Here is a 14747-nt window from a genome sequence, read left to right on the forward strand (position 1 = left end):
GTCACCACACGGTCTCAAATATTGCTTCAAAGCTTGCTAAGCACCACAAAACAAAGGATTCTTATGAGTACCCACTCACCCACTGCTGATGCGCTCCAACATGAGCTACAGGCATTACAACCACAACATATCGAACTGATTAATGAATCGATGAATCATTCTGGTTACTTCGATGGTAAAGAAAGCCACTTTAAACTGACTATCGTGAGTGACGCTTTTGAAGGCAAGCGCTTAGTAGCGCGTCATCAGCTGGTATATGGCTTGGTTAATGCTTTATTGACCTCTCAGGGTGGTCAGGTACATGCCTTAGCGATTCATGCTTTTACGCCAATCGAATGGCAAGGTCAAAGCCCTGATAGCCCGTTATGTGCCGGACAGAATAAAAGCTAATTAAGCTTATGCCAATTAATTTTTAGTTAAATGACAATCATAAAAATACTTTGCTCACGGTGTGGTGGCTATTTAAAAACCGTACATCACGTGACTTTTTACAGACTTGAAAATTGCCCCGTTAAAGGAAATGACATCCAATGAAACATTTACATATGCTCATGGCAGTATTGGTGATTGTGCTATTTTTATACCAAAGCTATCTCGCATTAAGTGCCAATATACGAGCGCCGCGCATGGTCAAAATAGCCACCCATGTCCTCTATGCGCTGCTCATCCTCTCAGGGGCTATAATGCTGATGCAGCTGATGAATGCCAATGCTCCTGTACAATGGGTATTCGCCAAAATAATATTACTCGTGGCGGCTATTAGTGCCAGTATAAAAGCCTTTCAAACTCACGCGACACCCGGTCAAACCAAAACTGGCATTCTTATCGCTGCCGTGGCTTATATTGGTATTGTGTTACTGGCCTTTAGCAAACCTGATAATTTGTTTTAATCGCCACTCTGTATCTGACTGAGCTTAGATAGAGCGATTGCGGAATGAATGGCTACTAGGGCGTGTATTTTTAATATCTTAATTCCAGTATTTTTGCTATCTTAAATAAATACAATGCCTTGCATGCTCGTTATTAAGAATAGAGGTTTGCAAGCAGATGACTATAAGCAAAGCAATCACGATAATTTTACTTAAAATCGCGACAACGCCACATACCCTCACTTAGCCCTATGGAGCCATTATGAAAACTTTTACTATAGCGACACTATTGGCATCAGCCGGCATGTTGGGTCTCTCAGGCTGCGCTTCTACTGGTAATATCACGCCGCAATATGTGCCGCCAAGCACTTATCAGAGCTATGACTGCCAAGCACTGAGCCAAGAGTACGTCCGTGTCAATCGCTATGTTGACGCCACTCGCAATGAGCAATCAACCTTGTCCGCTTCGGGTGTGGGTGTTGGGGTTTCTGCAGGCCGCTGGGGCATCTCACCGAATATCAGCTTTGGTGTTGGCAAAAGTAACAATACCAAAGCCCGCGATGCCAAGTTATCACGGCTTTATGGCGAGCGTGATGCGATTGTCCAATCGGCGCGTATTCAACGTTGTAGCTTTGCCAATGGTGTTAAGATTTATGGTGAGTAACATTAAGCAAAAGCTGTCTAAATGATTAAGATGGCGCGACCACACAATGAAAAAGCCAATACGCGATCTGCATATTGGCTTTTTTAACGACTTTTATCCTACCTAACAAACATAATCAATTGAGCGATCAGCGTAAGCTTTGCACCCATTGGACGATTTGATTGCTAGGCAGCGCCCCTGATTGACGCGCGACCTCTTTGCCATTTTTGAAGGCCACCATCGTTGGTAAACTGCGAATATTATAGGGAGCTGCCGCCTGCTCATATTTATCCGTTTGCACTTTGGCAAAGACCACTTGCGGCAGCTGACCAGCAGCGACTTTGAACTCTGGTGCCATCATAATACAAGGCTGACACCAGCTCGCCCAAAAATCAACGATGGTCAGTACCTCGTTTTTTTGGATGACTTTATTGGCTGTTTGCGCATTCAGCTCATGCGGACTTGCTGTCAATAATGGCTGACTACATTTACCGCATTTCGGTGCAGCGCTTAGCCGTGCAGCAGGTACACGGTTGGTTGCTTGGCAATGGGGACAGACCAGATGAAAACTTTGCTCACTCATCATATGATTCCTATTCTAATTATTTTACGGTCTCGAAAATTCGACTTTGGTATTTTTAACTAAAAGCTATTTGAATTGGTTTTACGAACAATTTTAGCATAGTCGATTATAATGATTCTCTACGCCACTTGCTGTGCCACGCCACTATATACATAGCTCATCGGTCTTGGGCCGGGCAAATACTCTTCGCTCAACTCGTCAATGACAAAACCACCCGCTCTAATCAGTGCTGGAATGTCACGATCTAGATGACAACCACCCGCCATCGGTTTCCAAAAAGGCGTCAGTCGATGCTGCCATCGCTCAACAGAAAAATCTGGCGCTAAGCCATGCTCACAAAACAACAAGCGACCGCTAGGTTTTAACACGCGCGCCATTTCTCGAAGTGCGGCTATTGGATCATCAATACTACATAAGGTAAAGGTCATCACAATCGTATCAAATTGATCCGTATCCGCATGAATGCCTTGGACATCAACGGCTATCACTTCAACTGGAATATTAATGTCAGCGGCGCGCTTGCGTGCTAATGTCTGCATTTGAGCTGCTGGGTCAACACCAATAATAGAAGAAACCTTTTTGGCATCATAAAATTGCAAATTAAGACCACTGCCAATCCCGATTTCTAATACCTCACCCAACGCCTGAGGAACAATTTTAGAACGTGCTTTCATCACGTTACCTGTACTACAGGCAACATCTATCAGCTTGGGCAATACATAGCGCTCATAAGGGTTCATTATTCTCTCCAGTTATTGCCGTATTTAGCGCTTGTGGATATTCATACCAAGCTTCTGTACAGCAGATAATCTACAGAGTAGCATTCTGATAGATATCAGCAGTGAGTGATATATCAATATTACTTTTCACTCACTATAGTTTATTCACCAAGGACATTGATCGGCACTTTCAAATAACGCGTACCATTGTCTTCTGGCTCGGGGAAATGTCCTGCATCAATATTAATCTGTACGGCAGGAATGATAAGCCGTGGCATACCCAAAGTCGCATCGCGGCGCTCACGCATCTGCACAAACTCGGCTTCATTTATACTGTCTTTAACATGGATATTTTCTAGTTTTTGTGCAGCAACAGTCGCTGTTGGACAGTGCTTACGGCCTTCACCTGGATAATCATGGCACAGATACATGACTGTATCTTCAGGAAGCGCCAACAGCTTTTGAATAGACTGATAGAGCGTTTTGGCATCGCCGCCGGGGAAGTCGCAGCGTGCTGTACCGACATCAGGCGCGAACAAGGTATCTCCAACGAATACCACTGTCTTTTCATCGTCAGCCGCCAGATAAGCCATGTCTGCCCGTGTGTGACCGGGCACATACATGGCAGTGATCGTAATACCGCCAAGCGCTAGTGTTTCACCCTCGTCGGTCAAAATATCAAACTGACTGGCATCGGTACGAAAACTGGTGTCAAAGTTAAAAATTTGCTTAAAGATTTTTTGTACTTCGGTAATATGCTGACCAATTACTAATTGTCCACCCATGCTTTCTTTTACATGAATAGCAGCAGATAGATGGTCTGCATGCGCATGCGTCTCGATAATATATTTAAGCGCCCAGCCCTGCTCACGTACGAACTCAATCACTTCATCCACACTACTGGTACTCGTTCTGCCTGACTTGGCATCAAAGTTCAGTACGGGATCGACAATGGCGCACAGTTTCTGTTCGGTATCAGCGATAACGTGAGTATAAGTTTCTGTATCGCTATCTAAAAAAGAATGAACTTGCATAGCTGCCTCTTTGCTTTTATAGGATTGTTTTAACCTTCGAACCATTCTTTAAGTATAATGGATCGTCATATACAATATTTAATTCAAAAACTAATGCATATTGAATGTTTATAAATCATTGCAGTTAATATCAACGCCGCCGACAACATCAGCGGTCAAATTTTTAGCATGCCTTTTTAACATGCTTTCTTAACGTTAATACCAATATAGCAATCACCATACAATTTATCAAATTATATAATGTAAATAAATATAACTTGATGTAAGCTGCGATATCATTGATAATTAACGGTAATCACTCATCACTTTTATAAAAACCACGCGACCTTTATCTTGGTTTTATATAAGGAGCTCACTCTGACAACTTCTACCTCAGCATTGGCTACCTCTACTGACAGTAAGGCCGACCCTATGTCAGTCAATAACGCAGACTCTGTACCGCTAGATCTGGCCAAACAGATGCAACAAGCATCGCTACAAGCCAGCCAATTACTAAAGTCACTCTCGCATCCTGATCGCTTACTCCTTCTCTGTCAATTGACTCAAGGTGAGTATTGCGTTGGTGAGCTTGAGGGCTTGGTCGGTGTTGGACAGCCAAGCTTATCGCAGCAGTTAGGCATATTGCGCAAGGATGAGCTGGTCGCGACACGGCGCGACGGCAAGCAAATTTACTATAGCATCGCCAGTGACGATGCCTTAGCAGTCTTAGAGCTACTTTATCAACGCTTTTGTGCCAAAACAGATGCCTAACTGGTTATTGAGTTTTTAGCTGTTTTTAACTTTATTTATTGTGATGACGTATTGATATGACCTCTATCGCTGCTCGCCTCATTCCCACTTGGCTGCGCCAGTATCAGCTGGCTGCCTTGCCAACTGACGTCATCGCTGGGCTGGTGGTGGGCGTACTGGTGATACCGCAAAGCCTAGGCTACGCCGTACTTGCAGGCTTGCCGCCCGTCTATGGTCTGTACGCTGCGATTGTGCCTGTCATCGTCTATGCTTGGCTTGGCTCTAGCAATGTACAAGCGGTCGGACCGGTGGCCATCACGGCTATTATGACTGCCAGTAGTTTGTTGCCTTATGCTGAGCAAGGCACTGAGCAGTATGCCCTAATGGCAAGTCTATTGGCACTGATGGTGGGGTCACTGCTTTGGATCGCAGGACGGCTCAAGCTTGGCTGGATCATGCAGTTTATCAGTCGCGGCGTATCGGCAGGATTTGTGAGCGGTGCGGCGGTTCTCATTTTCGTCAGTCAGCTCAAATACTTAACGGATATCCCGATCGCGGGCAGCAGCCTAATCGGTTATTTATCAACCATGCAGTTATATGCGCGCCAGCTACATTCGTTGACCTTGTTGATTGGCGTGATCGCTTTTGCGCTCTTGGTCGCAAATCGCTACGGTAGCAAATGGGTGTGGCGAACGTGGCTGTCATCCTCATCTGCCAAATGGGCAGAACGCTTGTTTCCCCTTATTTTGCTCGGCATTGCCATTTTACTCAGTATGGCACTGCATTGGGACGCGCGTGGCGTGGCGACTATCGGTAATATTCCGCAAGGGTTACCACGTTTCACACTGCCCCATATACCAGACATCCAAGAAGCGCTCAAACTTTTACCAACCGCAGGATTGATGGCGCTTATTATCTTTGTCTCTAGCAGTTCCGTCGCCAGCACCTATGCGCGACTGCGCGGTGAGAAGTTTGATGCCAATCGTGAGCTGACAGGGCTTGGACTCGCCAATCTTTTTGGTGGATTTTTTCAGAGCTTTGCCGTGGCAGGCGGGTTTTCACGGACGGCAATCAACGTCGACTCAGGTGCCAAAACTCCACTCGCCAGCCTGATGACGGTGCTGGTGATGATTGCCGCATTAATCGCCTTTAATAGTGCACTTGCGCCGTTGCCTTACGCCTTGCTTGGCGCAACCATCATGGCATCCATCATTGGCTTGATCGATATTGCGACCTTAAAGTCCGCTTGGCAACGGGATCGCTTAGACGGCGCAAGCTTTATCGCAGCGTTTGTAGGGGTACTAATATTTGGGCTGAATACCGGACTGGTCATCGGTCTCATGGTGTCATTTGCCAGTCTCATCTGGCAATCGAGTCAACCACACGTCGCTATCGTCGGACAATTGGCTGGGACAGGACACTTTCGCAATATCAATCGTCACGATGTCGTCACTTTTCATAATTTATTGATGTTACGTATCGATGAGAGTCTGTTTTTTGGTAATAGCGAATCGGTACATCGGCGCATCTTAAATGCCTTACAACAATATCCCGAAGCGCATGAGCTGATTCTCATTATGGCCGCGGTCAATCACATTGATCTGACCGCGCAGGAAATGCTCAGCACCTTAAATCAAGAGCTGGCACTGCAGAACAAGCATTTACACTTTAGCTTTATTAAAGGCCCAGTCATGGATGTCATCGAGCACACTCCGCTGATTGCTGAGCTATCAGGACAGGTGTACCTCAGTACTATGGATGCCGTCAATGCTCTAAAGCAAATATAAATACGCCCTACTATTTTCGTCAACCATACAATCACTATTGATGTCTGCAACAAAATATCGTTATGATAGAGCGTATAGTATGCTAGCTTGTTGTATGGCTGCACTCAATCTAAACAAGCTAAATCAAGCCGAACTGAAATAAGACAACATTTAGACGTCAAATCGACGCTTTAGTGTTTTTAACATTTTTTAATAAACGTAAATGACCCTTTTTATGACCGATGATTTAACGATTTATAAGCAAATATATCCAAGCCAATGTGTCAAGATTGCTGAGCTGGGCTATCGCTCAGTGCTCAATATACGCCCAGATGCTGAGATCGAGACACAGCCTAATAGCTGTGACTTGGCGACTGCAACGAAGCAGGCAAATCTGACGTATCATCACCTACCCTTTGATGATGAGCGCCTGAGTATGCTGACCGTAGAACAGTTTGCCGTCTTTTATCACTCAATGCCCAAACCCATATTGATGTTTTGTGGTACTGGTGCTCGCGCCAAACTCCTTTATCAAAGCGCGTTGATGCAAGGGCTGCTATAAAACGGCAATAACGCTTACACACCTTCTCTTTAGAAATGACTGCAATAAGCCTAGGCTTAGATGCTGTATTCCTACACTTTACAGCTCACTCTTTCATATAAACAATAAAAGGAGCTCTTATGAGCCACGAAATCAGTATTACGGGACAAATTACCCCTGATCAAGTCCCTATGCTTGCCGAAAACGGCTTCAAAACCATTATCAACAATCGTCCTGATGGCGAAGAGCCGGGACAACCGACCAGCGCTGATATCGAAGCAGCTGCTAAAGAAGCAGGACTTGCTTATAAAGAAGTCTCATTTGCTGGTAGTGAGCTCAATCAAAACCACGTTGAGGAGTTTGCTGACTTCTTTAATCAAGCCGAGCAGCCAGTGTTAATATTTTGCCGTACGGGTAACCGCTCAACGGGTATCTACGAAGCCGCTAAGCGCATGGACTTGTTAGACGATTGATATCGACCTAAACAAACGTGCCACTACTTAAAAAAATGCCCGTCCAAAATTTGGATGGGCATTTTTTTGAATATTACTAAACTATAGACTGGTCAATTTTCAGCATTGGGTACATAATTAAATTTTATTTAATAGGACTTTATGATGCAAAAACCACTTCTCATCATCGGTAATAAAAACTACTCATCTTGGTCGCTACGAGCGTGGCTGTTGCTCAAAGCATTCAATGTTGATTTTGATGAGCAGCTTATCGAATTGTTTCATCCTTCAGCAACATCAATTCTCGATGAGCATGCGCCAACAGGCAAAGTGCCCGTTTTAGTCTATGGTGAAAATGATGACAAGGTTACGGTTTGGGATACCTTAGCGATTGCCATTCATATCAATGATTATTTTACCGACATAGATGTTTGGACAGGACTGAGTAAGTCTGAGACTAAAAGCCCTACTAGCATCAGAATAAATAGCGCCTATTGCCAAAGCATCGTCGCTGAGATGCATTCCGGTCTAACGGGTATTCGTAATGAGATGCCGATGAATATCAGAGCGACTGCTAAGATACAACCAAGCAATGCCTGCTTAACTGACATTGCTCGTATCGAAGAGATTTTTGCAGATTGCTTAAAAAATCGCTCAAAAGACAGCTACCTTTTTGGTCAATTCACGGCTGCCGATGCTTTTTTTGCGCCTGTAGTGCTACGCTTGCAGACTTATACTGATGCCTCCAGCATAGAATTAAAGCCGACGACTAAACAGTATTGTGAAACGATGTTAAACAATCCTCACATACAAGCTTGGATCGATTCAGCTTTAAAAGAGACACGCGTAATCAAAGAAGATGAAGCAGGTAAGATAATGTCGATAGCTAGCATTTTGGCGAATAAATAGTATCTTGCATAAAAAAACCACTTTAACTCAGTTAAAGTGGTTTTTTCTTTCATGATAAATAAAGCGTACGTGTACTACTGTTTTTGGTCTAACGCTTCTTTTACCGCTTTTTTACCCCATGCGCTCAGATCGAGGTCCAATTTTTCATACTCTTGCGCATCGAATAATGGCTCTTTAACCCCTGATTTTAACTGACTTGCAAAGTCGTCAAGTAGACGCTTGGCTCGTGGAAATAACATTATCAAGGCCAATAAGTTTGCTAGCGCTAGCACGCCCATCAACGGGTCCGCAAAGAAGAACACTGCGGTTGCTGCAGGAGCCACTGCGCCCAAGAATAATACCGCAATCACAACAATTCGCAAAATCAGAGTCGCCATTTTGATATTCTTTTTGACCAAAAAGTTAATGGCATTTTCACCCATATAATAGTTATACATGATAGAGCTTAAGGCAAATAACAATATCGATATGGTCAGGATATACTGCGCCCAATCTCCAAGCTGGGTTGTTAGCGCTTGCTGTGCCAGTACAATACCATCAACTTCAGCACCTGGCTGATAGACACCGCTCAGTAAAATCATAAATGCCGTAGCACTACATACGACTAACGTGTCAATGAACACAGATAATGACTGCGAGATACCTTGACTCACAGGATGAGTGGCATAAGCGGTGGCAGCGATATTAGGTGCAGAACCCAGACCAGCCTCATTCGAGAACAAGCCGCGCTTCATGCCTTGCTCAATCGCCACACCAATACCACCACCCACGACGGATTCAATACCAAACGCATTTTTAACAATCATCGCCATCAATGCAGGCAATTCGGTGATATTGAGCACGATGACAATCAGCGCCATACCAATATAGATTAATGCCATCACAGGAATGACAACGTCGGCCACTTTAGCAATGCGCTGAATACCGCCAAAGACAATAAATCCACCTGCAATCACCAGTACTACACCCGTTATCCAGCGGTCAATCCCAAAACTTTCAAGAGCAGAGCCTGCCACCGTATTGCCTTGGAACGCCACAAACCCGATAGAAAAAGACAGTAGTAGCGAGATCGCATAGATGATGGCGAGCCAGCGATAGTCTTTACCTAAGCCATGTAAAATATAGGTCGCAGGGCCACCGCGAAAGTTACCATCAGTATCTCTACGCTTGTAAAGCTGGGCTAAGCTACACTCAACAATACTAGTCATCATTCCAATTAAGGCCACAACCCACATCCAGAATACCGCTCCCGGACCCCCTAAAGAGATTGCAACAGCAACGCCAGCAATGTTACCGCCGCCAACACGTCCACCGATAGAAACGAGCAACGCCTGACGGGCAGAAATTCCGTCGTCTCCTACCTCATCCGTTTTAAATACACGGAACATACGTTTAAAATATCTAAACTGAGCAAATCTACCCACGATGGTAAATAATAAACCAAAAATAACTAACATAGGGATAAGTGCCCAGCCCCACGTTAGATCGCCGACTAGGGCAAAAAAAGCTTCAATATATTCCATGCCTATTTTCCTTATAGTTCATGACGCTATTATAGGTTTTATTGAGCTCATTATTGCATCAACAACACGATTTTGTAATGCAAATGTCGAATTTGTAACGTAAATACTGATATTTTCTGAGAAAAATCGCTTTATTGGTTTACTTAAATGACCATTTTCTAAATATTAGGATTTGTTCTATATAGACGTATTTATACGATAGCACAAAAAAACCACCTCAAAAGAGGTGGCTTTTCAAATTCAAACTAATTTCAAACTTACTGCATAACCAAGTATTCAAACGCTGATAATGCTGCTTTACTACCCTCACCCATCGCGATGTTAATCTGCTTAAATGGCACAGTCGTGACGTCACCACAAGCAAAGATACCTTTGCGATCCGTACGGCAGCGCTCATCAATCTCAATTTCACCAAAGCGGTTTAAATCGACAAAACCTTTGATAAATCCAGTATTGGGTACTAAGCCAATCTGTACAAAGACACCGGACAAATCACGCTCATGAGTTTCACCTGTTTTGCGATCTTCAAAGACGATAGAGCTGACTTTACCATCAGTGGCCTTAATCTCTTTGGTCGCCGCCCCAGTGATGAACTCGATGTTTGATCTCTCTTTGGCTTTGTTGATCAATACCTGATCCGCTTTTAGCTCATCAGCGAACTCAAGCACGGTTACATGCTTCACGATACCGGCAAGGTCTAACGCCGCTTCGACACCAGAGTTACCGCCACCGATGACAGAGATCTCTTTACCTTTAAAGAACGGGCCGTCACAGTGGGCACAGAAAGCCACGCCTTTACCAATATTCTCTTCTTCACCTGGTACACCAAGCTTGCGCCATTGGGCACCCGTCGCCAAGATAATACTGCGCGTCTCAAAAGTCTCACCCGTATTTAGATGAATACTATAGTTTTCTTCCGACGTCTCGCCGATTTCTTTAACGCTGACGTGCTCTTTTAGCGTTATGTTGTATTCGCCTAAATGTTTGACGAAGTCTGCTGATAGATGTGTACCTGTCGTCAATGGTACAGAAATCAAGTTTTCGATATCTTGCGTATCTTTGACCTGTCCACCGATACGATCAGCGACCATGGTCACTTTTAGACCTTTACGCGCGGTATAAATGGCAGCAGCGACCCCAGCAGGACCAGCGCCAATGATAGTGACATCCTGTTGTTCTAATTGCTCAGCGTCGTCTTCCACTTCTGACAACAAGTCAGGGAACTGCTCTTGCAATTTTCCGATCAGCTTAGCCGTATCGATTAGTCCATTAGCAAACGGCTTACCGTTTAAAAATACCGCTGGAACTCCTTGGATGTTATTCGCTTCTACTTGCTCTTGGAATAACGCACCATCAATCATCTCATTGCTGATATCATCGTTTAATAGCGCAAATTGGTTCAAAGCTTGCACGACTTCTGGGCAACTGTGGCAAGACAATGACACATAGGTCTGGAACTGTAAGGGCTTATTAAAACGTTTGACTAACTTTTGAATACCTTCGTCTAGTTTGAGCGTATGACCACCCGCTTGCAAGATTGCCAAAATAAGCGAGGTAAACTCATGACCACCAGGAATACCGCTAAAGACGATACCAGTATCAGCCAAATCGCCATCAACATGACTGACGACTTTAAAACTAATCGCACTAGGCAAGCTCTCATCAATCGCTTCTGCATCAAAATTGATTTTGTCAGTCGTACCAGCGATTTTGGTCAAAAAGTCAATCAACTCTGCCCGCTTTTCATGCGTACCATTACCTAAGACAAAGGTAATTGGACGGGTCATGTTTTCGCTATAGCTCTTGATGGCATCTAATAAACTTTGATCTATCATGTTTGTTCCTCATTATTATTTAATATGTAACGGCAACTAAGCGGTTGCACGTTTAAAGATGGAAAATCTGTAGTAAGTAATATCGTTTAAAGTGTTATTTGGATAAGGCTTGTGCCTTTTGATGTCCTTATTATCATAGGTTTCATAGATTTGAGCAAGCTGAGAAACCCAAACCTTATGTTTTATAAAACCAATCATTAATTGAAATTTATAATTAAATTTAAACTTATAAGAGGATTATTATCATAGTATCAAGATGATTTTTTCGCTACAATCGAATAAGAGCAATAGGAATAATTCCTGTTTCCTAGCGGAAGATTGGCTTTTATGCGTGCTTATCAAAGGCTATTTCTGCTTGTATTAAGCCTTATCACTATTGAGCGTAATAGCGGTTTGGTTGAGTAATAATCAAGTCTCATAATCATAAATCTTAACGACAATGCGCTGATGCTGATCGTTAGCTTGCGCTTCATAACAAGGATGACCAGATGAGAAAGACTGATACAAGGCTAGATAACAAAGAAATTATCGCTGAACTTAAGCAAAAAGACAGCCATTTTGCGAGTATTTTTGCTGAACACACTCAGCTGGATGAGAAGATCAATTATCTCGAAAAGGATTTGATAAAACATAGCAGCTGTGACGATGAAATAGAACAAATGAAGCGTCGAAAACTACACCTTAAAGATGAAATTTATAAGATAATTGATAAAAACAAAACACAATCTCACGCTTAATGCTTCATTTATTAGGGGCGTGTCCTCATTTTTATCTCATCTGAGCATTTTCGTTCAGATTGAGGATACACCCCAAAATTACTGCTAAGAATTTCTTACATTTAGTTTTATAAATCTTAATTTTATAATCAACAAGTCTCACAATCATAATCTGTCTTAACCACAACGCGTCACTGCTTATGCTAAGCACACGCTAAATAACAAGGATGACAACATGACCATGACTGATAAATGGCAAGATCACAGCGACATCATCGATGAGCTCAAGCAAAAAGATGCGCACTTTGCGAGTATCTTCGATGAACATACTATACTGGACAGGCAAATTGATAAGCTTGAGAATGACGTGGTCAAACACGCCAGCCGCGATGAAGAAATTGAACAAATGAAGCGGCGCAAGCTACAGCTCAAAGATGAGATTTACAAAACTATAGATAAGAATAAAGTACAATCTCAAGCGTAATCGCTCATTTATAACCGATAAATAACACTAATAAAACTTTAGCTTAAGATATAAAAAGACCCCATCAACATAAGCTGATGGGGTCTTTTTATAGCACTGGTTCAAATTAGGAAATAATGAAAACAGCGCTACGTCTCGCTAAATAGTTGGATAACTACTTAGGTTTTACTAACCTAGATTTTACCGACTAGGTCAAGACTTGGCTTCAATGTATCGCCGCCTTGTTCCCAAGCTGCTGGGCAAACTTCACCGTCGTTTTCACGGACATATTGTGCCGCTTTTACTTTACGCAGCATGTCTTTTGCGCTACGGCCAATACCGCCAGCATGAATCTCAGCAACCTGAATCAAACCGTCTGGATCGATTAAGAATGTACCGCGCTCAGCTAGACCTGCTTCTTCGATCATCACGTTAAAACCACGAGTGATTTTACCAGTAGGATCGCCGATCATTGGATAGGTTACTTTACCAATTGCGTCTGAAGAATCATGCCATGCTTTATGCGTGAAATGAGTGTCAGTCGATACTGAGTATACTTCTACGCCCAAACCTTGTAGCTCTTCGTAATGGTTTGCCATGTCTTCAAGCTCAGTTGGGCAAACAAAAGTAAAATCAGCTGGGTAAAATAGGAAAATCGCCCAGTTACCTTTTACATCTTCTGAAGTGATGGTTTTGAACTCACCGTTTACATATGCATCTGCTGAAAATTCTGGGATTTCTTGATTGATAATAGACGCCATGATTGGCTCCTTTTTTGATTAAGTGTGATTAATTTAATGGTGCTTATTTATTTGATTGTTTCTGTTAAGCCTTGAACTATCTGGGCTACCTGACAAACTATACGCGAATTCTATGGTTAATCCAGTTAAAAGTTTTTAATGTGATGTTTTGTTTTATTAAACTTGTTAAACTATTCTATCTACTTCATGTCATCAGTGTGCTATCGGTAAATCTCGATAATGACCAAGATGCATAAGTATTGTCATTTGCGTGAAAAACAACCAAAAAAGAGGTCTTATGATTACCTTACGTCAACTTGAATTTGCCTTAGCAGTCGCTAAACACCGCCATTTCAAACGGGCAGCAGAAGATTGTAATATTTCGCAGTCTGCGCTGAGCTTAGGTATCGCAGAATTAGAAAAGCAATTAGACACACAGATTTTTGAGCGTAATAACAAACAAGTGCTTATCACTCCTATTGGGCAAGATATCCTGACGCGGGCGCAGCGTGTATTCTCTGAAGTGAGCGACTTGACCACCCGTGCGCACAGTCATCAAACGCCACTTGCCTACCCGATGACCGTAGGTATCATTCCAACGATTGCTCCTTACTTGCTGCCAAAAGTTCTACCAGCGCTGCGAGCCAATTATCCAGAATTTCGCATGACCATCGTTGAGCAACAAACCGAACGCTTGCTTGAGCAAGTGCGTTACGGTCATATTGACACGGCAATCATTGCGCTACCCTATGCCGTAGACGGATTGCACAGTTTTGAGTTTTGGAGTGAAGACTTCTTCGCAGTATTCCCAAAAGACGATATTCATGCCAAGCTTGACACCATTGATTCTGAGGATCTTGCTACTGCCAATCTCATGCTGCTGGGTGAAGGACATTGCCTGACCGATCAGACGCTATCGGTTTGTCATTTTGATCGGGCGCAAATGAAATCGAGCTTTTCTGACGCTAGCTTAAACACGCTCATTCAGATGGCACTCGCTAATATGGGCACGACTTTAGTACCTGAGATGGCGCTGGATCAATTGCATCTGCAAAACCAAAATGCGGTCGCGGTGCCATTAGCAGAAAAAGGCCCACATCGCCACATCGCCTTTGTCACCCGTTTAAATTATGCTCGTGTCGACGATGTAAATTTACTGGGCAAGGTATTTAAACAGGCCTTTGAAGATGCAGCTCATAAGGACTGATTTGACCGTTAAAACAAT

Annotated in this window: 17 protein-coding genes; 11 read left to right on the forward strand and 6 right to left on the reverse strand. The window is 43.3% G+C overall.

From position 1 onward, the window contains the following. The first annotated feature begins 63 nt into the window (after positions 1 to 63). From ACMFL8_RS12005 to ACMFL8_RS12015, 3 genes are all read left to right on the forward strand, one after another. Positions 64 to 390 (forward strand): BolA family protein, encoded by a 327-nt coding sequence (locus ACMFL8_RS12005; protein ID WP_189585533.1) that lies wholly within the window; start codon positions 64 to 66, stop codon positions 388 to 390. A gap of 140 nt (positions 391 to 530) precedes the next feature. Next, entirely contained in the window at positions 531 to 890 is a 360-nt protein-coding gene (locus ACMFL8_RS12010) for a SirB2 family protein (RefSeq protein ID WP_413191110.1), read from the forward strand. A gap of 241 nt (positions 891 to 1131) precedes the next feature. Beyond that, positions 1132 to 1533 carry a hypothetical protein gene (locus ACMFL8_RS12015; protein WP_010201538.1) on the forward strand — a complete coding sequence of 134 codons (402 nt, stop codon included), beginning with the start codon at positions 1132 to 1134 and terminating at the stop codon, positions 1531 to 1533. Between the two features lie 127 nt (positions 1534 to 1660). Here ACMFL8_RS12015 and trxC read toward each other — a convergent pair whose 3' ends face one another. From trxC to ACMFL8_RS12030, 3 genes are all read right to left on the reverse strand, one after another. Next, positions 1661 to 2095: a thioredoxin TrxC gene (gene trxC / locus ACMFL8_RS12020; RefSeq protein ID WP_194619396.1), complete on the reverse strand. Its 435-nt coding sequence runs from the start codon at positions 2093 to 2095 to the stop codon at positions 1661 to 1663. Positions 2096 to 2214: 119 nt separating this feature from the next. After that, the gene (locus tag ACMFL8_RS12025; protein WP_413191111.1) at positions 2215 to 2835 is read right to left on the reverse strand and encodes a class I SAM-dependent methyltransferase; all 621 of its coding nucleotides are present in this window, start codon (positions 2833 to 2835) and stop codon (positions 2215 to 2217) included. 140 nt (positions 2836 to 2975) lie between these two features. Next, a complete protein-coding gene (locus ACMFL8_RS12030; protein WP_413191112.1) occupies positions 2976 to 3848 on the reverse strand; it encodes an MBL fold metallo-hydrolase in 873 nt (290 codons plus the stop codon). 411 nt (positions 3849 to 4259) lie between these two features. Here ACMFL8_RS12030 and ACMFL8_RS12035 point away from each other — a divergent pair, with 411 nt between their 5' ends. The 5 genes from ACMFL8_RS12035 (at position 4260) to ACMFL8_RS12055 (ending at position 8245) form a co-directional block, all read left to right on the forward strand. Beyond that, positions 4260 to 4598, forward strand: coding sequence for an ArsR/SmtB family transcription factor (locus ACMFL8_RS12035; protein WP_010201550.1), 339 nt, complete (start codon positions 4260 to 4262; stop codon positions 4596 to 4598). A 56-nt stretch (positions 4599 to 4654) separates the two neighbouring features. Continuing rightward, positions 4655 to 6364 carry a SulP family inorganic anion transporter gene (locus tag ACMFL8_RS12040; RefSeq protein WP_413191113.1) on the forward strand — a complete coding sequence of 570 codons (1710 nt, stop codon included), beginning with the start codon at positions 4655 to 4657 and terminating at the stop codon, positions 6362 to 6364. Between the two features lie 214 nt (positions 6365 to 6578). Continuing rightward, positions 6579 to 6905: a beta-lactamase hydrolase domain-containing protein gene (locus tag ACMFL8_RS12045; RefSeq protein ID WP_010201552.1), complete on the forward strand. Its 327-nt coding sequence runs from the start codon at positions 6579 to 6581 to the stop codon at positions 6903 to 6905. 119 nt (positions 6906 to 7024) lie between these two features. Next, on the forward strand, positions 7025 to 7357 hold the full coding sequence (locus ACMFL8_RS12050; RefSeq protein ID WP_010201553.1) for a TIGR01244 family sulfur transferase: 333 nt from the start codon (positions 7025 to 7027) through the stop codon (positions 7355 to 7357). 144 nt (positions 7358 to 7501) lie between these two features. Further along, complete coding sequence (locus ACMFL8_RS12055) at positions 7502 to 8245, forward strand: glutathione S-transferase family protein (RefSeq protein WP_413191114.1); 744 nt, start codon at positions 7502 to 7504, stop codon at positions 8243 to 8245. A gap of 74 nt (positions 8246 to 8319) precedes the next feature. On the opposite strand, the gene ACMFL8_RS12060 is transcribed toward ACMFL8_RS12055, so the two are convergent. Further along, on the reverse strand, positions 8320 to 9768 hold the full coding sequence (locus ACMFL8_RS12060; RefSeq protein WP_413191115.1) for an alanine/glycine:cation symporter family protein: 1449 nt from the start codon (positions 9766 to 9768) through the stop codon (positions 8320 to 8322). 257 nt (positions 9769 to 10025) lie between these two features. Beyond that, positions 10026 to 11603, reverse strand: coding sequence for an alkyl hydroperoxide reductase subunit F (gene ahpF / locus ACMFL8_RS12065; RefSeq protein WP_210540450.1), 1578 nt, complete (start codon positions 11601 to 11603; stop codon positions 10026 to 10028). Between the two features lie 488 nt (positions 11604 to 12091). On the opposite strand from ahpF, the gene ACMFL8_RS12070 reads away from it, so the two are divergent. Both ACMFL8_RS12070 and ACMFL8_RS12075 read left to right on the forward strand, forming a co-directional pair. Further along, complete coding sequence (locus tag ACMFL8_RS12070; protein ID WP_010201558.1) at positions 12092 to 12340, forward strand: YdcH family protein; 249 nt, start codon at positions 12092 to 12094, stop codon at positions 12338 to 12340. A gap of 214 nt (positions 12341 to 12554) precedes the next feature. Then, positions 12555 to 12803 carry a YdcH family protein gene (locus tag ACMFL8_RS12075; protein ID WP_189585550.1) on the forward strand — a complete coding sequence of 83 codons (249 nt, stop codon included), beginning with the start codon at positions 12555 to 12557 and terminating at the stop codon, positions 12801 to 12803. Positions 12804 to 12976: 173 nt separating this feature from the next. On the opposite strand, the gene ahpC is transcribed toward ACMFL8_RS12075, so the two are convergent. Continuing rightward, positions 12977 to 13543 carry an alkyl hydroperoxide reductase subunit C gene (gene ahpC / locus ACMFL8_RS12080; RefSeq protein WP_413191116.1) on the reverse strand — a complete coding sequence of 189 codons (567 nt, stop codon included), beginning with the start codon at positions 13541 to 13543 and terminating at the stop codon, positions 12977 to 12979. Positions 13544 to 13820: 277 nt separating this feature from the next. On the opposite strand from ahpC, the gene ACMFL8_RS12085 reads away from it, so the two are divergent. After that, the gene (locus tag ACMFL8_RS12085; RefSeq protein WP_413191117.1) at positions 13821 to 14729 is read left to right on the forward strand and encodes a hydrogen peroxide-inducible genes activator; all 909 of its coding nucleotides are present in this window, start codon (positions 13821 to 13823) and stop codon (positions 14727 to 14729) included. Positions 14730 to 14747: the final 18 nt, after the last annotated feature.

Source organism: Psychrobacter sp. AT9, from assembly GCF_047272965.1.
Taxonomy (GTDB): Bacteria; Pseudomonadota; Gammaproteobacteria; order Pseudomonadales; family Moraxellaceae; genus Psychrobacter; species Psychrobacter glaciei.